This is a genomic window from Microbacterium jepli (assembly GCF_047237905.1).
Taxonomy (GTDB): Bacteria; Actinomycetota; Actinomycetes; order Actinomycetales; family Microbacteriaceae; genus Microbacterium.
Genome location: NZ_JBDFLW010000005.1, coordinates 2,514,657 through 2,531,232, shown reverse-complemented (window position 1 = coordinate 2,531,232; position 16,576 = coordinate 2,514,657). Strand labels below are relative to the sequence as shown.

Annotated in this window: 20 protein-coding genes; 10 read left to right on the top strand and 10 right to left on the bottom strand. The window is 69.3% G+C overall.

Annotation, left to right across the window (positions count from 1 at the left end; all coding sequences use genetic code 11):
• Positions 1-19: 19 nt before the first annotated feature.
• The 5 genes from ABC304_RS16255 to ABC304_RS16235 all read left to right on the top strand — a co-directional run bounded on the left by ABC304_RS16255 (position 20) and on the right by ABC304_RS16235 (position 2,869).
• Positions 20-370 (top strand): hypothetical protein, encoded by a 351-nt coding sequence (locus tag ABC304_RS16255; RefSeq protein WP_412932334.1) that lies wholly within the window; start codon positions 20-22, stop codon positions 368-370.
• Between the two features lie 2 nt (positions 371-372).
• Positions 373-1,047 (top strand): hypothetical protein, encoded by a 675-nt coding sequence (locus ABC304_RS16250; RefSeq protein ID WP_412932332.1) that lies wholly within the window; start codon positions 373-375, stop codon positions 1,045-1,047.
• Entirely contained in the window at positions 1,044-1,445 is a 402-nt protein-coding gene (locus tag ABC304_RS16245) for a nuclear transport factor 2 family protein (RefSeq protein WP_412932329.1), read from the top strand. Before ABC304_RS16250 ends, ABC304_RS16245 begins: the two co-directional genes overlap by 4 nt.
• A gap of 33 nt (positions 1,446-1,478) precedes the next feature.
• A complete protein-coding gene (locus tag ABC304_RS16240; RefSeq protein WP_412932327.1) occupies positions 1,479-2,198 on the top strand; it encodes a helix-turn-helix transcriptional regulator in 720 nt (239 codons plus the stop codon).
• Positions 2,199-2,287: 89 nt separating this feature from the next.
• Entirely contained in the window at positions 2,288-2,869 is a 582-nt protein-coding gene (locus tag ABC304_RS16235) for a dienelactone hydrolase family protein (RefSeq protein ID WP_412932324.1), read from the top strand.
• 7 nt (positions 2,870-2,876) lie between these two features.
• Here the strand turns inward: ABC304_RS16235 and ABC304_RS16230 are convergent, their stop codons facing one another.
• The 3 genes from ABC304_RS16230 to ABC304_RS16220 form a co-directional block, all read right to left on the bottom strand.
• The gene (locus ABC304_RS16230) at positions 2,877-3,650 is read right to left on the bottom strand and encodes a dienelactone hydrolase family protein (protein ID WP_412932321.1); all 774 of its coding nucleotides are present in this window, start codon (positions 3,648-3,650) and stop codon (positions 2,877-2,879) included.
• A gap of 119 nt (positions 3,651-3,769) precedes the next feature.
• On the bottom strand, positions 3,770-4,255 hold the full coding sequence (locus ABC304_RS16225; RefSeq protein ID WP_412932319.1) for a bleomycin resistance protein: 486 nt from the start codon (positions 4,253-4,255) through the stop codon (positions 3,770-3,772).
• 67 nt (positions 4,256-4,322) lie between these two features.
• Complete coding sequence (locus ABC304_RS16220) at positions 4,323-5,126, bottom strand: MOSC domain-containing protein (RefSeq protein WP_412932317.1); 804 nt, start codon at positions 5,124-5,126, stop codon at positions 4,323-4,325.
• Positions 5,127-5,240: 114 nt separating this feature from the next.
• Here ABC304_RS16220 and ABC304_RS16215 point away from each other — a divergent pair, with 114 nt between their 5' ends.
• From ABC304_RS16215 to ABC304_RS16200, 4 genes are all read left to right on the top strand, one after another.
• Positions 5,241-5,813, top strand: a complete 573-nt coding sequence (locus ABC304_RS16215) for a TetR/AcrR family transcriptional regulator (protein ID WP_412932314.1) — start codon at positions 5,241-5,243, stop codon at positions 5,811-5,813.
• Entirely contained in the window at positions 5,813-6,985 is a 1,173-nt protein-coding gene (locus tag ABC304_RS16210; protein WP_412932982.1) for a GDSL-type esterase/lipase family protein, read from the top strand. The genes ABC304_RS16215 and ABC304_RS16210 overlap by 1 nt, the downstream gene beginning before the upstream one ends.
• Before the next feature lie 133 nt (positions 6,986-7,118).
• Entirely contained in the window at positions 7,119-8,774 is a 1,656-nt protein-coding gene (locus ABC304_RS16205) for an endo-1,4-beta-xylanase (protein ID WP_412932312.1), read from the top strand.
• A gap of 10 nt (positions 8,775-8,784) precedes the next feature.
• Positions 8,785-9,177 (top strand): VOC family protein, encoded by a 393-nt coding sequence (locus ABC304_RS16200; RefSeq protein ID WP_412932310.1) that lies wholly within the window; start codon positions 8,785-8,787, stop codon positions 9,175-9,177.
• Here ABC304_RS16200 and ABC304_RS16195 read toward each other — a convergent pair.
• On the bottom strand, positions 9,143-9,352 hold the full coding sequence (locus tag ABC304_RS16195) for a hypothetical protein (RefSeq protein ID WP_412932308.1): 210 nt from the start codon (positions 9,350-9,352) through the stop codon (positions 9,143-9,145). The two genes, ABC304_RS16200 and ABC304_RS16195, sit on opposite strands and share 35 nt — an antisense overlap.
• A 25-nt stretch (positions 9,353-9,377) precedes the next feature.
• Here ABC304_RS16195 and ABC304_RS16190 point away from each other — a divergent pair, with 25 nt between their 5' ends.
• A complete protein-coding gene (locus tag ABC304_RS16190; protein WP_412932306.1) occupies positions 9,378-9,893 on the top strand; it encodes a CGNR zinc finger domain-containing protein in 516 nt (171 codons plus the stop codon).
• On the opposite strand, the gene ABC304_RS16185 is transcribed toward ABC304_RS16190, so the two are convergent.
• The 6 genes from ABC304_RS16185 to ABC304_RS16160 all read right to left on the bottom strand — a co-directional run bounded on the left by ABC304_RS16185 (position 9,884) and on the right by ABC304_RS16160 (position 16,569).
• Entirely contained in the window at positions 9,884-10,390 is a 507-nt protein-coding gene (locus tag ABC304_RS16185) for a hypothetical protein (RefSeq protein WP_412932303.1), read from the bottom strand. The genes ABC304_RS16190 and ABC304_RS16185 overlap by 10 nt on opposite strands.
• Positions 10,391-10,500: 110 nt before the next feature.
• On the bottom strand, positions 10,501-12,237 hold the full coding sequence (locus ABC304_RS16180; RefSeq protein WP_412932300.1) for an AMP-binding protein: 1,737 nt from the start codon (positions 12,235-12,237) through the stop codon (positions 10,501-10,503).
• 68 nt (positions 12,238-12,305) lie between these two features.
• On the bottom strand, positions 12,306-13,670 hold the full coding sequence (locus ABC304_RS16175) for an ABC transporter substrate-binding protein (RefSeq protein WP_412932298.1): 1,365 nt from the start codon (positions 13,668-13,670) through the stop codon (positions 12,306-12,308).
• A 70-nt stretch (positions 13,671-13,740) separates the two neighbouring features.
• Entirely contained in the window at positions 13,741-14,637 is an 897-nt protein-coding gene (locus ABC304_RS16170) for a carbohydrate ABC transporter permease (protein ID WP_412932980.1), read from the bottom strand.
• Positions 14,638-14,684: 47 nt separating this feature from the next.
• Positions 14,685-15,692, bottom strand: a complete 1,008-nt coding sequence (locus ABC304_RS16165; RefSeq protein WP_412932295.1) for a carbohydrate ABC transporter permease — start codon at positions 15,690-15,692, stop codon at positions 14,685-14,687.
• A 175-nt stretch (positions 15,693-15,867) separates the two neighbouring features.
• Positions 15,868-16,569, bottom strand: coding sequence for a phosphotransferase family protein (locus tag ABC304_RS16160; RefSeq protein ID WP_412932292.1), 702 nt, complete (start codon positions 16,567-16,569; stop codon positions 15,868-15,870).
• Between the last annotated feature and the right edge of the window lie 7 nt (positions 16,570-16,576).

Genomic DNA, 16,576 nt, shown 5'->3' with positions numbered 1-16,576 from the left:
GCTCCCTTATGGTGCCGCTGTGGACAACGTGAAATCCGGGAACGGCTCGACCGCGGTCGGTGTCACCGCCGCAGCACTCGCAGCCGCCGGGGTCGCCTGCCTCCTCCTGCATCGCTCACTCTGGATCGACCGCGCGGGAGACCCGGTCGCCCTCGACGCGAACGAGGGTGTTGCGACCCTCGCCTGGCTCCTCGGCTGGTCGCTCGTCCTCTGTGCGGGTGCCACGGCGGTCGTCCTTCTCTGCCTGGTCGTCATTCAGATCGTCGTCCGCGGTCGCTCGCTCGGCGGCGGCATCGCCCTCGTCGTGACGACGGTCCTCATCGTCGCGGCCGGTTTCCTAGCCCCTGTGTGGGGCACCGGATCGGTGTGAGGGTGCTCCGCACGATCATCGCGCCCCTACTCGTCTTGGGCTCGGCCGTCCTGCAGCAGATCGCCGCTGTCCAACGGTGGACGTCGGCTGCTCCCGCGGAGGGTGAACGTTCCATCGAAGATCATCTCTTCGACTACGTGTTCCCCGCCGATCCCTGGGTGCCGGTCGGGGCTGCGGCCGAGTTGGCCGGCGTCGCCTACCTCCTCCTGGCGTGCGGTGTCGGATTCGTGGTCTTCGCCGGCGGCCGGCGTTGCCCGATCGGCTCTCTGGCGGCTGTTCCGGTGATCGGATGGTTCCTGTACGTGGGCGGGCACGCTCTCCTGTCCGGCATCCTCGGCGTGCCGTCCGCGCTGTTCAACCCCGCCGTCGCCGTCGGTCTCGGCACGCTGGCTGTGGCCGGCCTCGTGGTGCTCGCCGCCGCCGTGGGGCGACGATCGTCGGCGACCGCCGTCGCCTTCATCCTGCTTCTCGGACTGACATGGCCGGGCTACGTCGTCGCGGCCTTCGTCATCGCGCCCGTCGTCGCCGGCTACCAGTCGTACGACACCACGCCGTGGACGGAATCGATCGGAGCGGCAGCGACCGCTGCGGCCGGCGTCGGCCTGCTGTTCTCCGCGCTTCTCAAGAAGAACACCGACATACCGTTGTCGCGGGCGGCCGGAAGAGTGGACTCATGAGTGATTCCCTCGCACCCGCGACCCCTGACACCGACGCCCGCTCCTCGCTCGACCAGTGGCTCGTCATGTGGAACGGCGACAGTGATTTGGCACGCCGCATCTGCTCGGACGACTTCCGTATCCGATTCGCGGTGACCGAGCCCGACGGCTCGACACCCGCCGATGACATCAGGACGAGCGAGGACTTCGCCCGCTACCTGGAGTGGTGGCACGGGCAGCATCCCGATGCGGAGTTCGTGAGCCTCGCCGACGCTGTCGACGGGCGGCACGGTCGGCTGATCTGGGACATGACGGCGGGAGAGGTGCACGTGGGAGGTGTGGACGTGTTCGACTTCGACGACAGCGGTCGCGTCTCCCGCGTGTGGTCGGCCGGCGGTCAGCGGAGCATGCGCGGCTGACGGTCAGGCGCACGACACGGTGGAGATCGACGAGTGAAACGAGCCGAGCGGCAGTACGCCCTGGTCGATCTGCTCCGAGGAGCCCGGACTCCCTGGTCCGCCGCTCGGCTCGCCCACCATTTCGAGGTGTCGGCGCGCACCATCGAGCGCGATGTGGCATCGCTGCAGCTCTCCGGCGTTCCGATCTACGCCGATCACGGCGCGTCGGGCGGCTATTCGATCCTCCGCGAATACTCGCTTCCGCCGTTGAATCTGTCCGCGTCCGAGTCGCTCGCCGTGCTCGCCGGGCTGGGACTCCTCGAGTCATCGCCGTATCACTCCGCCGCGCTGCGAGCCGCCGCCAAGATCGCCGCCGTCATGCCCGACGAACACCGCGACGCCGTGATGCAGTCGCTTCGGATGATCCGCGTGATCGACGCCGTCGCGGAGACGGGCACGTCGGCGGTGCCCCTCGCCCTGCTCTCCGACGCCATCGCCGCCCGGCGCGTCGTGCGCCTGACCTACCTGAGCGAGGAGACGGACGTGGATTCCGCGACCCGCACGAGCACGGTCCGAGACGTCGAGACGATGGGGCTCCTGCGCGCCGGCGACGCGTGGGTGCTCGCGGGCTTGTGCCGGCTGCCCAACGCGATGCGCGGCTTCCGGATCGAGAGGATCACCGCCTTCGAGATCCTCGATGAGGTGCCTCCGCCTCGCGACTCCACGGTCTGGGACGACGACCTCTCGAGGTGGCAGACGAGGCGCCTGGGATGAGCGCCGGCCGCCGTGCTCTCGGTCGGGAGGCTGGCCGCAGCATCCGATCGGATCGAAGATGGGCAGAAGGCACGAGCTGAGGGAGACACATGTCACGGATCGCTCTGTTCCACTCGGTCCTCGGAGTGCGCCCGGGCATGACCGACGCTGCTGATCGCCTGCGACAGTCGGGCCACGTCGTGACGGTCGTCGATCAATACGACGGGCGGTCGTTCGACGACTACGAGGCCGCCGGCGCCTTCGCCGCCGAGATCGGCTTCCCCGAGCTGATGCGGCGCGCGCTCGACGGCGTCGGGGCGCTGGATGACGGATTCGTCGCGATGGGCTTCTCCAATGGGGGAGGCATGGCAACCTACGTCGCGACGCAGCGGTTGCTCAGCTGCGCGATCCTCTGCTCCGGCGCGCTCCCTCTGGGGAGGATCGGGGCGGAACGGTGGCCGACCGGCGTACCGGTCCAGCTGCATTACACAGCAGGCGATCCGTTCAAGACTCCGGGCTCCGTCGATTCGGTGATGGCGTCGGTCAACGTCGCGGGAGCGGCCGCCGAGTATCACCAGTACCCAGGGTTCGGCCATCTCTTCACCGACCCATCCATGACCGACGAATTCGACGGTCGCGCCTCAGATCAGCTGTGGGCGCACGTCGAACGCTTCATCGCGGCGAACACCTGACGTCGGTTCACCCGAAGGTCTCGACCAGGAAGTTCTTCATCGCGGTCCAGCTGCGGCGCTCGGCGACGGCGTGGAACTGCGCTCCGTGGTCGGGGTCGTTCGCGTCGGGGAGGGTGAAGGCGTGCATGGCACCGGCGTACACGATGAGCTCCCAATCCACGGCGGGTGAGGTTCGGAGGTCGTCCACGAAGGCGAGCATCGCGTCGTCCGGCGCGACCGGATCAGCGGCTCCGTGCAGCACCAGCACCTTCGCAGCGATCTGAGCCGCCTCCCCGGCGGGCCCGGTCAGCAGGCCGCCGTGGAAGCTGACCACCGCGCCCACCTGGGCGCCGGTGCGCGCGAGCTCCAGCACAGCTGATCCGCCGAAGCAGTAGCCGATCGCAGCGGTGCGGCTCGGGTCGACGGAGGGCTCTGCCAGCAGCCTTTCGAAGGCGTCACCGAGCCGCTTCCGCCACCGTGCGCGGTCCTGGTAGAAGCCGCCGGCCACGGCGGGGGCCTCCTCCGGTGCGGGACGGATGTCAGCGCCGTAGATGTCTGCGGCGAAGGCGCTGTAGCCGAGACGTGCGAGCATGTCGCAGCGCATGCGGACGTAGTCCGTCACGCCGAGCCAGTCGTGCACCACGAGAACGCCCGGATGCCTGCCGTCACCGGCCGGCCGTGCGGTGTAGCCGCGGTAGAGCACGCCGTCAGCCTCGTAGTCGACGTCGCCGGAGACGATGCCGCCCGCCGGAAGCGATTCCCGCTCGAGGATCTCGGTGAGAGGTGGGGTGTAGGTGTTCACGAGGTGCTCCCATACGGCGATCAGGTCGGGCACCCGTGCGGAGCGCCCGTGGTCGTGGCCTCCTCCATCGTGGTGCCCGCAGCGGCGGACGGCGCCGAGCGGTCGCAATGAGTTCCGGATCAGGAGCGAATGCCGTCCGCGTCGGCGGGAACGGCCTGCACCCCTACCGAGCTGGTCTCCTCGATCCGCCGCCGCCCGGCTGAGGACTGGAATCGGATGAGGTACCCGTCAGGATCCTGCACGAGGAACTGCCGGACGCCGGCCTCCTCACCACCGACCCGGTACCAGGTCGTCTCCAGCGGCATGAACAGGTCGACGCCGGCATCCGCGAACGCCGCGGACAGGCTTTCGCTGTCGGCGACCGTGATCTGCAGGTTCACTCCCCGGCCCAGGGGGCGATCGAGGGACCCGGTGACCCAGTTCCGGCCGACGCCCGCCTGTTCGAGCATGAGGTGCGCCGATCCGCGCGTGACGTAGGCGAACCGTTCGTCCATCCGTGAGTAGCGGATCGTGAACCCGCACGGCCCGCACCAGAACTCGAGGCTCCGATCGAGGTCGGCGACGAGCAGCTCGGGCACGAGGGCGGGTTCCACGGGGTCGGTCACCCCGACATCGTCGCACCGACTGATCGTCCACACGGACGACAGGGGCGACGGATGCCGCGGGCCGGGCTCAGACGGTGACGTCGTCGCCGACGGCGACGACGTCGGGCCTGTCGTCGAGCACAGGCACGAGCCAGACCCCGAAGTAGGTCTTGCCGTCCTTCTTGCGGTGCTTTGCGAGGGTTCGGATCGGCTCCTTGCCGCGCGCGAGCGATACGGGATCGATGGTCGTCATGACGCAGCGGTCGCACCTGCCGGCGACGCGGAACGAGGTGCCGCCGAGGCGGACGGACGACCAGTCGTCCTCGGCGAACGGCTTCCCGCCGTCGACGACGACGTTCGGGCGGAACCGCACCATGTCAAGGGGCGCGCTGTCGTCCTCGGTCCACCGGTCCAGCTGTGCGAGGGATGCCTCGCTGGTGAGCAGGAGCGGGCCGACGTCGGCGAGCGAGACATGGTCGCCGGGCAGCCCGCCGTGCGCCGGGTTGACGGTGCGTGCAGCGGGGTCGGGCTGCCACACCAGACGCACGTCGCGCCCGAGTCGGGCGGTGAGCCACTCGGCGGCCTCGTCGCCTGCCGGCAGTGCGGTGCCCTGACGCGAGTGGCCGACCGGGACGGGCGCGGCATCCGTCGGCAGATCCACCCGGAGAGGATCGGACCGCCCGTCGCCCAGCAGAAGCCCGCCGTCGGCCAGGACCTCTGCCGTGAGTGCGAGCAGACCGTTGGCTTCGCGCGCGGTCACGGGTTCGCCGGACGGATCGACGACAGCCCAGCGGCGGTCGCCCTCGAGCCCCCACGGCTCTACGCGCGCCGAGCGGACGTCAGCGCCGGCGAACGACTTGATCGGGTAGATGCGGAGCCGGGTCACCTGCATCCGTGCCACGCTACCCGCCCGCCCACGGCGCGGCGAAATGCGGGAGACGTCGCACACGGCAGACAGTGAAACTAACAGAAGTAGCCGAAAACCTAACTGTATTAGGATGTCGACATGACCCGTCGAACCCTGACTCCCGCCATCGTGATCGAGGCCGCTGCACAGCTCGCCGATCGCGACGGCTTCGACGCGATCGCCGTGTCCGCGCTGGCCGAGAAGCTCGGCGTGCGCAGCGCCAGCCTGTACGGACACGTGCGCGATCGCCAGGCGATCCTCGCGGGGGTGCAGAAGCTCGCCATGACCGAACTGGCTGACACGATCGGAGCGGCGATCGCCGGACGATCGCGCGCCGACGCGCTCTTCGCGATGGGGGAGGCGCAGCGCCGTTACGCGCGCGAGCGTCCCGGCTGCTGGGAGTCGCTGCAGCGCCGCGCGGAGACGGGCGTGCCGCAGTCCGAGGAGTCGTCGAGGGTCGCGACGCTCGCCCTTGCCGTCCTCCGGGGCTACCGACTCGCCGATGAGGATGCCGTGCACGCCGTGCGGGTGGCCGGTGCGGCCATCGGGGGGTTCATCGGTCTGGAGCGGACGGGGGCCTTCGACCATCGCGATCACGACGTCGACGAGTCGTGGCGACGCACCATCGACATGCTCGACGGTGCGTTCGCGTCGTGGGGAGCCGCAGCGTGATGATCAGCACCCCCATCGAACCGGCGCTGTTCCGCGGCGGGGCGATCCTCGAACCGGCGGCACACGGACTCCGTCCGCACCGCCTTCCCTCCTGGGTGCGCGAGCAGTTCCCGGATCCCCAGCTGTTGATGGTGGAATCGCAGCCGTCCGGCATCCGGTTGTCGTTCCGCTCCACAGCACAGCGGATCGAGCTGACGGTCCATCCCACGCGGGTCGTGTATCGGGGCGCTGACCGCGCCCGCGGCTGCGTCGACCTCTTCGTCGACGGCGAGTTCCAGGCGCGCGACACGCTCTGCGGCGGTGACGCGGTCACCGTCGATCTCAGCGACGGCACCACGGGATTCGTCCCCGGCACCTCGCACGTGAGCGTCTTCACAGGGCTCCCGGCGCCCGACAAGCGCATCGAGATCTGGCTGCCGCACAACGAGACGGTCGACCTCGTCGCCCTCCGATCCGACGCCCCGCTCGTCCCCGTGCACGAGGCACTGCCCGTCTGGATGCACCACGGCTCCTCCATCAGTCAGGGATCGAATGCCGCCGCGCCCAGTGACACCTGGCCCGCCGTCGCCGCCCGGTTCGCGCGCGTCGACCTGCGCAATCTCGGCTTCGGCGGAAGCGCGATGGCGGAGCCCTTCATGGCCCGGGTCATCAGGGACAGTCCCGCGGACATCATCAGCGTGGCCCTGGGCATCAACGTCGTGAACGCCGACGCCATGCGGCTGCGAGCGTTCGTGCCCGCCGTCCACGGGTTCCTCGACACGATCCGCGACGGCCATCCGCACACACCGCTCGTGCTCGTCTCGCCGGTCTTCACCGGAATCCACGAGACGACACCCGGACCGGGCGCATTCGATCCGGCGACGATCGGCACCGATCAGGTGGGATTCATCGCGACCGGTGACCCAGGAGACGTCGCGGCCGGCGCCCTGACTCTCCAGGTCATCCGCCGGGAGCTGGCGTCGGTCGTCGAGCGACGGTCCGCAGACCCTCACCTGCACTACCTGAACGGACTCCACCTGTTCGGCTCCGACGACGCATCCAGGCTGCCGCCGAAGGACGGACTGCATCCCGACGGAGAGGCCCACCAGCTCATCGGGCGCCGCTTCGCGGACACGCTGCTCCGCGTCGGCGGCGGAGTTCCGCCCTTCGCTGCTGCATACTCCTCTTCATGAGCCCGCCCGTCTTCGTCCACGTCCGCGTGCGCGTGATCGACGGGTGCTGATGGCGTCGTCTTCCTCTGCTTCGCGGCGGGTCGCGAGCTCGGCGACCGTGGGCTTCCTGCTCCTCTTCACGGGCTGTACGGCCGTGAGCCCTTCACGTCAGCAGGCTGCCGTCATCGACCTGTTGGAGCAGGACTGGAGCCACGCGGCCGGGGTCGCGCAGGACGGTGATCGTCTGCGGGTGGCGGCGACCGGTCTCAGCATCGTCGAGCAGGACGGCGGGGGAGGTCAGCCCGATCCGCCCGTCAACCTCGCGGGGACGCATCTGACGACGGCAGGGGATTTCCTCCTGCGGGCGTCGCTGTCGGACGTGGAGGGCGACGCCGCGATCGCTGTCTACGACACCCCGCCGGTGATCGCTGACGAGTTCCGCATCGAGCCTGCGGGAGTGCGGCTCACGCTCCGTGGCGATGATCTCCGCATCGACGTCTTCGACGGCTCGCCCTCTGAGGACGCGACGGATCCGCAGCCGGCCGAGGTCGAGCACGTGACGGTTCCCGACGCGGAGACGGAGTTCTCCCTGAGCCGCATCGCGGGCCGGATCGACGTGGCCGTCGGTGATGAGACGCTGTCCTCTCTGCCGCTCGGCGACGTCTTCCGCTCGGGCGAGATCTGGCTGGGTCTGTCGAGCGAAGAAGGCTCTTTCGCCGTCCGTTCGCTCACCGCCGCCGGCCTGGACGGCGACGCGCTGTCCGCCGCCGGTCCGGTCGTGGTCGACGCCGAACCGCGCCCGAATGGTCTGCAGACTCTCGCGGAACGGTCTCGCCCCGGCTTCCTGATCGGCGCCGCCGTCGCCCTCGGGCCGCTCGCATCGGATCCGGACTACGCCGGCCACGTCGTGGGTGACTTCGGTGCGCTCACCATCGAGAACGCGATGAAGCCGCAGGCACTGTCGCCGCGGCGCGGTGAGTACACCTTCCAGGAGGCCGACGCCATCGTCGACCTCGCGCGCAGCAAGGGGATCGCCGTGCACGGTCACACCATCGCGTTCAGCGAGGCGATGCCTGCGTGGATGCGGGAACTCCCGGCCGGCACGGTGGAGGAGCGCCGGGGCAGCGCCGACATCCTGCTCGACTACATCACCACCGTCGTCACCCACTTCGCCGGGCGGCTGACGTCGCTCGACGTCGTGAACGAACCTTTCGACGTGGATCAGGGGACGAGCCTGCAGGAGAACATCTGGTACCGCGTCTTCGGAGCGGAATACCCGGTGGCCGTCTCCCGGGCTGTGCACGCAGCCGACCCGAGCATCAGGCAGTTCATCAACGAGAACGGTGCCGACGTGCCGGGCCCCCGTCAGGACGCACTGCTGGAGCTCGCCCTCGACACGAATGAACGGGGCGGTCACATCGACGGCGTCGGCCTGCAGGCCCACGTCTACGACCTCGACACGGATGCGATCTCCGTCGAAGACCTCGCGGCGACGTTCCGCCACGTCGAGGACGCCGGTCTCATCGCTCGCATCTCCGAGAACGACGTCCCCGACGCCGAGGGTCAGGACGTGCAGGCGGAGCAGTACGCCGCGGTCCTCGAGACCTGTCTGCGGTCACCGGTCTGCGTGTCGTACACGACATGGGGCGTCGACGACAGGTACGACTGGTCTATCGACGGCGACGGCGCCCCCCAGCAGGGTCACGACCTCCTTTTCGACGACGGAAGGCCGACGCCCGCCTATGACGCGCTGCAGAGGGTCCTCCGCGCGAGCGGTGAAGGGGAGGCGCGAAGGGACCCGGCGCGCTAGATTGCGGGTCATGGCGGAGATTTCGGCTCTCACGGTGTTCGCAGGCCTCCCCGTTCGCCGGCTGGCGGACGCGATCGACTGGTACGGGCGGGTGCTCGGACGGGAACCCGATGCGCGTCCCGCGCCCGCCATCGCCGACTACTACCTGACGCGCGACCGCGTGCCGGAGCACGGCACGCTGCAGCTCCGCGAGGACGCCGCACGCGCCGGCGGCGGATTGGTGACGATCAACGTCGAGGACATCGCCGCCTTCGCTCAGTCGCTGGAGCGCATGGGCATGACCTTCGCCACGCAGGATTTCCCCATCGACGCGGTCGACGTGAGCTCCGTGACGGTCGGCACCTTCGAAGACCCCGACGGCAATGCCGTCACCGTCGTCCAGCCTCACCCACGATCTGCGTGATCGCCGCAGGAGGGGAAGAGGCGACCGGGTCGAGGTCGATGCGCCGCGCCGGGCACGCGATGCAGCGCACGTAGCGGACGCGGCCTGCGCTCGTCGCGTGCGTCGACTCGGTGACCCACGCGTGTTCGTGGAGGGATGCTGCGACGGGCGACGAGAGGGTGCTGGGGGCGGTCATGCACCCAGCGTGATGTAATGCCCTTATGCATCTCAACCCTTACGGGGAGTACGCCGTGCTGCTCGCCGCCTCGCTCGCAAACGACTGGCCGAGCGATCGCGCGGGAATCGAGGAGCGCACGATCGAGAAGGGCATGACGATGCGGTTCCCGGTGGCGTCTGACGATCACACCCGCACCCGCGCCGTCATCGACGACTGGCTGCGCATCGTCGACGAGCCCGACCCCGACGCCAGGGCCGGATTGCTCAACACGCAGATGGCCGCCGCGGCCGCGTATCCGCGCCTGACGAACCACGACGGCGAGGGGTGGCACCTGCACTACCGCGACAGCGATGACGCGTTGCCTCGCGTGCTCGCGGCGGTCATCTCGGTCGGGACGTCGCTGCACCTGGTGACGCGCGGGATGCATCGGCTCGGACGGTGCGCGGCCGAGCCGTGCCGCGCGGTCGTCGTGGATGTCACGCGCAACGGCCGTCAGCGTTACTGCTCGGTGCGCTGCGCCAACCGCGCCGCCGTGCGGCGCCACCGCGCTCAGGTCTGAGCGGCGTCCAGCGCGGCGATCAGATCCGCCTTCGCCAGCCGGTAGTACTTGGGGATCTTCTTCTCCTTCGCCTGGCGCCGCAGCTCGATCAACGTCGCGGGCGCCGGCTCGGGTGTGGGAAGGGGTGGCGTGAGGTCGTCCACCTCGTGATCGGGCGCAGGGGCGCCGGCACCGTTTTCGGTGACCGCGTCGGGTGCCGAAGAGGTGGTGTCAGAGGTCTCTCCCGTGGGCGATGCGATGACGGTGGACAGAGCTTCCTCGGCCTCCTCTGCCTTCCGCTGTGCGGCCGCATGCTTCTTCGCCAGCTGCTCCGCTCGCCGTGTCAGCTTCGCGGCTCGCTTCCGAAGCTTCCCTCGGGACTTCTTGACGGCTTTCCGCGCGGTCGCCACCGCATCACCCGCGGCGGCGAGAGCCTTCTCCGCATCCTTCTCGTGTTTTTTCGACGACTTCTGCTTCTTGGAGGTCTTCTTCGACGCGCGTGCCTTGCTGCCTGACATAGGGGAGCCCTTCATCCGCCCACACTCGTAGGGTCAAGCAACGCTACGCCCATTCCCTTTGCAGAGCGAAAGGCGCGTGACGGGAGTCGGCGTCGGGCGCGCCCACTCGATCAGCGCCCGGTCAGCTCCGGGAAGTCGCTGTCGCGCCACTCACCGCGCTGGTCGCGCGGTGTCTCGGCGAGCTCCTCCTCGCGCTGACGCAGCTCGACGCGGCGGATCTTGCCCGAGATCGTCTTGGGGAGCTCGGCGAATTCGATGCGGCGCACACGCTGGTGCGCGCCGAGGTGCCGGCGGGCATGGCGGAGGATGTCCTCGGCCGTCGCCGCATCCGGCTGCCAACCCGAGGCGAGCGTGACGTACGCCTTCGGCACGTTGAGGCGCACCGCGTCGGGGGCGGCGACGACGGCGGCCTCCACCACGCCGGGGTGCTCGATGAGGGCCGACTCCAGTTCGAACGGGCTGATCTTGTGGTCGGACGACTTGAACACGTCGTCGGTCCGGCCGATGAAGGTGATGTAGCCGTCCGCGTCCCGGGTCGCCACGTCACCGGTGTGGTAGAAACCACCGGCCATGGCCTGCGCGTTGCGTTCCGCATCGTCGAGGTAGCCCGGCATGAGATTGACCGGATGCTGCGACAGGTCGAGGCAGATCTCACCCTCGCCCGCACCCTCGATGCGCTCGCCGCTGACCGGGTCGACGAGCACCACGGGCACGCCGGGGAGCGGTCGGCCCATTGATCCGACCTTGAGAGGCATGCCGGGTGGGTTGCCGATCTGCGCGGTGGTCTCGGTCTGGCCGTAGCCGTCGCGGATGTCGAGGCCCCAGTGCGAGCGAACCTGCTCGATGACCTCCGGGTTGAGCGGCTCGCCCGCTCCGATCACCTCGCGCAGGTCGCCGCCGCCGCCGGAGAGGTCGGCGTTGATGAGCATCCGCCAGACGGTGGGCGGCGCGCAGAACGTCGTGACGCGGTGCTCGCGGATCTTCTCGATGAGCGCCGCGGCGTCGAATCGCCCGTAGTTGTAGATGAGGATTGTCGCCTCTGCCATCCACGGCGCGAAGAAGCACGACCACGCGTGCTTCGCCCAGCCGGGGGAGGAGATGTTGAGGTGCACGTCGCCCGGACGGATGCCGAGCAGATAGAGCGTGCTGAAGTGCCCAACCGGGTACGACACCTGTGAGTGCTCGACCAGCTTCGGGCGCGACGTCGTGCCCGACGTGAAGTAGAGCAGCAGCCGGTCATGCGGAGCGGTGCCCGGGTGGGGGAGACGTACGTCGTCGGGGCCGTCGTAGGCGTCCGCGAATTGCAGCCAGCCGTCGACGTCGCCGACGCTGATCCGCGTGTAGTCGCCCGGCACGTCGGCGAACTTCGCGGCATCCTCGGGGTTGCAGATGACGTGGCGCACCGAGGCGCGCTCCACGCGGTCGACGAGGTCGGACGGGCCGATCGCGGTCGCCGTCGGCATCAGCACGGCCCCCAGTCGCATGACGGCGAGCATCGACTCCCACAGCTCCACCTGGTTGCCGAGCATGAGCAGCACCGCGTCGCCGCGTCCGACGCCCTGCTGCGCGAGCCACGCGGCGACCTGGTGGGACCGCCGGAACATGTCGTCGAAGGAGTACCGCGCGACGCGGCCGTCGTCCTCGACGATGACGAGCGCCGGTCGCTCGTTGCCGTCGGCCATCGCGTCGAACCAGTCCGAGGCCCAGTTGAACGCCCCGTCGAACTGCGGCCAGCGGAATTCCCGGACGGCCCGGTCGACGTCACCGCCGAAGCCGAGTACCTGGTCGCGGGTCCGGAGGAAGGCCTCGGTGGCCTGCGTCGGTTCGGATGATGCGTGCGCGGTCACGTGCTCTCCTGGGGGACGGATGCTGCGGGCCGGGCGGCAGCATCCGCCCGGCCCTCTCATCTTGCCCCTCAGCCGCCCGCGGTGGCGTTCTCGTAGGCGCGCATCGCGGCGCTCTGCGCGTCGGCCAGCGCCTGCTCGGTCGTCTTGTCTCCGAGTAGCGCCGCGGTCACGGCGTTGTTCAGCTCGCTCTGGATCGCCTGTCCGGCGGGGGAGGAGCCGAACGTCGTTCCGTAGTCCACGACGTCGTAGTACGTCGAGATGACCTGGTCGAAGCCGGCGTCACCGGAGTCGGTGACCCACTTCTCCCGGATCGCCTGGTCGGCGGACGGGGAGCCGGTGAACAGCCCCGTGTTGATCCCGCCGTCCTCTGCGCGCGTGGCGCCTCGCGCCTCGCCGGCTGCCGCCCACGCGTCGTCGCTGGTGACGTCCACCATCCACGCGCAGGCCGCGGCCGGGTTCTCCGCGCCGACCGGGATCACGAACGCCGAGCCGCCGGCGACCGAGAACGGCTTGCCGTCGGCGTCCTTGAAGGGCACCGCCTCGATGTCGATCTGGCCGACGTACGGCGACAGCACGTTCGGGTACCACTGGGCGTTCACCTGCGCGCCGACCTGGTTGGCGACGAACTGGTTGTTGTCGCCGAACGTGTCGAACGAATCGGTGAAGCTCTTCACCGAGGCGAAGCCGCCCTGGGCATCGGTGATCTGCTTCAGCAGATCGATGCCTGCCGCGTTCCCCGGGGCGTCGAGCGTGGGCGCGCCGTCGGCGTCGCTGAGCTGTCCGCCGAGTCCGAGCACCCACAGGCTCGCCTGACCGGTCGCGACCGGGTCGAAGCCGAGCCGCGTCGGGACGCCGCCGGAGGCCTGGTACATCTTCGCGATGGCGCCCAGGAGCTTGTCGGGCTGCGAGGTGTCGATCTCGTCGCTGGTGACCCCGGCCTCGGCCATCACGGTCTTGTTCAGCAGGATGGCCGGCGGCTGGTAGAACTGCGGCACCGCCCAGACGGCGTCCTTGTAGCGCACGTCGTCGACGACCGACGGGTACCAGTGATCGTCGGGGGTGACGTCGTGCGCGGTGAAGCAGGCATCCAACGGCATGATGAGGTCCTGCGCGGCGTACTGGGTGACGTAGCGGCGGTCCATCTGCACGACGTCGGGCACGTCGCCGCTGGCCAGTCGCGTGGTGAACTTCTGCGCGTCGAAGGCGGTGGCGTCGAGGTCGACCTGCACGCCGGACAGCTGCGCGGCGGCGTAGTCGAGGCGGGCCGTGCCCACGTCGTCCGCGTTCTCAAATCCCCAGGCGGAGACGGTGCCGCTGGGCTCGGCGGCGAAGTCGACGTCGGCTGCGACGTCGCTTCCTCCGCCTCCCGCGCATCCGGAAAGGACGACGGCGGATGCTGCGATCAGCACCACCCCGGTCACTCGCTTGTTCATGTGCTGTTCCTCTCGTGTCGTGCCCGCAGGAGTCGTGCTCCGCGGGCGCGGCGCCGGGACGGGCGCCGGGTCATCCCTTCCGCCCCTGGGTCGCGACTCCTTCGATGAAGTAGCGCTGGCCGAAGGCGAACAGGATGAGCATGGGGACCGTGATGATCAGCGATGCGACCATCACGTACTGGTAGTCGCCCTGACCGCCCGCGGTCGGGCTGTACTTGGTCATGGCGTAGGCGATGCCGAGCGGCGCCGTGAAGCCGTCGACCGAACCGGCGTTCAGGTAGATCAGGGACGCCTGAAGGTTGTTCCAGCTCGCCTGGAACTCGAAGAGGAACACGATGATGAACGACGGGATGGACAGCGGCATCGCGATCCGCCAGAACATCGTCCAGTAGTTCGCGCCGTCGATCCGGGCGGCCTCGAAGAGCTCGCGCGGGAGACCGAGGAAGAACTGGCGCTGAAGGAAGATGTAGAACGCCGATCCGAAGAGGTTCATGCCCCACAGCGGCACCCAGGTGCCCAGCATCCCCGTCTCCTTCCAGATCAGGTAGATCGGCACCATGGTCACCGCGCCGGGGAGCATCATCGTGGCCAGGACGAGGCCGAACAGGAGCTTGCGCCCGGGGAAGCGGAAGTACGCGAAGCCGAACGCGACGATCGAGCTCGAGATCGACACCGCGATGGCGGCCAGCAGCGCGATGGCCACGCTGTTGAACATCCACGACAGCAGCGGCAGCTGATTCCAGACCTCGACGTAGTTCTCGGGGGTGAAGGTGCGGGGGATCAGCGAGTTGTCGAACACCTCGCCCCGGGGCTTGAAGCTCGCCGCGAGCAGCCACGCGAAGGGATAAAGGAACAGCAGCGAGAACCCGAGCAGGATCACGGTGAGCACGAAGCGGCCGATGAACGTCTGCGGCGCGCGGGGTCGCCTGCGCGCTCGCGTCGGCGCGGGCGATGCAGCCAGCGCCATCTCGGGCATCGGCTCGCTGACACCCGGCGTCTCACGTGTCAGAGCCATCAGCGGTCTCCCTCGTAGTAGACGAACCGATTGCCGAACCGCACCTGGATGACCGTGATCGCCATGATGATGACGAACAGCAGCCAGGCCATCGCCGCCGCGAAGCCGAAGTTGAACTCGCGGAAGGCCTGCTGGAAGAGGTAGATGGCATAGAAGAGGGATGCTTCGGGCGAGGCGTTGCTCTGATCCCGCCAGAAGAGCAGGTAGGCCTGGTCGAAGACCTGGAACGCGGCGATGGTCAGCACGATGACGTTGAAGAACATCGCCCCCGAGATCATCGGCAGGGTGATCGAGAAGAACTTCCGCACGGCGCCGGCGCCGTCGAGCGAGGCGACCTCGTAGAGCTCTGTCGGCACGCTCTTCAGCGCCGCCAGGAAGATGACCATCGTTCCGCTGACGGTCCACAGCGCCATGATCACGATGCTCGGCTTCACCCACGCGGGGTCGACGAGCCACTGCGGCCCGGCGATGCCGAAGAGGCGCAGGAACTGGTTGATGGCCCCCGTGTTGCCGTTGAGCAGGAGGAAGAAGATCGCCGCCGTCGCGACGGCCGGGGTCATCTTCGGCAGGTAGAACAGCGTGCGGAAGACGCCCGCGCCGCGGCCGACGCGGTTGAGCAGCAGGGCCAGAGCGAGGGCGAACGCGATCTCGAGCGGCACGGCCATCACGGCGTAGAACAGCGTGTTCGCGAGGGAGACCCCCACGCGCGGGTCCTGGAACAGCTCGGCGTAGTTCGCCAGCCCGACGGGGCGCGCGCGGTTCGTGGCGAGGTTGTAGCTGCTGAACGAGATGTAGAGGCTGTAGATCATCGCCCCGGCGGTGAAGACGAGGAAGCCGATGATCCAGGGTGAGATGAACAGGTAGCCGGCGAGGGCTTCGCGCTTGTTGTAGTGCTGCTTCACACGCGGGCGGCGGAACCTGCCGCGGCGTCCGCCGGGGAGAAGCGCGCGTGCGGAGGCCTCGCCCTCCTCGACGGTGGTCGGGGAGGGCCGGAGCGTGGCGCTCATCGTCCCGGCATCCGGCGAGGGGAGTGGCTGCCGTACATGTGGTCGCCCTTTCGGTCGCGGCGGGCCCCGGCCGTGCGGCTCTGCACTTCTGGGGACACCTCTTGTCGCGAGTGTCAGTCCACTTCTCCTGCTTCTCCGAGACCCTTGCTTCTCTCCGGGCGAAGGTGTAACCGCCTCAGTCGACTCGTCCGAACTCGAGCTGTCGTGTGAGCGCCGCGTGGTACTCGGGCGGACCGGCCTCGGCGAACCAGAGCCAGAGCTCCGCAGCGACGATGGGCGTCCAGGCGCGCACGTCGGCGCGGTCGGCGCCGTAGGCGTCGACCATGATGTCGAAGGAGCGCGGGTCCTTCCGCGAGGCACCCCAGGCCGCGCGCGCGAGCTCTCGCAGCGGATCGCCGACGTGCGCGGCCTCCCAGTCGAGCACGGCGGTGATCGTTGCACCGATCGCGAGCGCGTTGCCGTCCGTCCAGTCGCCGTGGCAGAACGCGGGAGCCTGCGGGGCGAGGATCTCCAGCGGCAGGGGCGGTCCGCCGGCGTCGCGGTAGCGCGCCACGAGGAGTTCGTCATCCGGCGCGGGTGCGAGACCGGCGGGAGGGGAAGAGGTGTGCAGGAGCCGCAGCAGCGGCATCGAGGCCGCCAGGCGCTCGTTGCGCAGGTCGGCGGTCGACGCGTCGAGGCGCTCGCCCGGCATCCGCGTCATGAGGATGATGCCCGGCGACTCCGACACGATGCGTGGAACGGGGAGTCCGCGGGCGGCGGCCGCCCGGAGCGCGCGGACCTCCGTATGGTGGCGGACGGGGTCGCTCAGGCGCTTCTCGACGAGCGCGACCCCGTCGATGTCGACCGCGCGTACCGCGCCCACGGCTCCCTGCTGCACAGGCGCC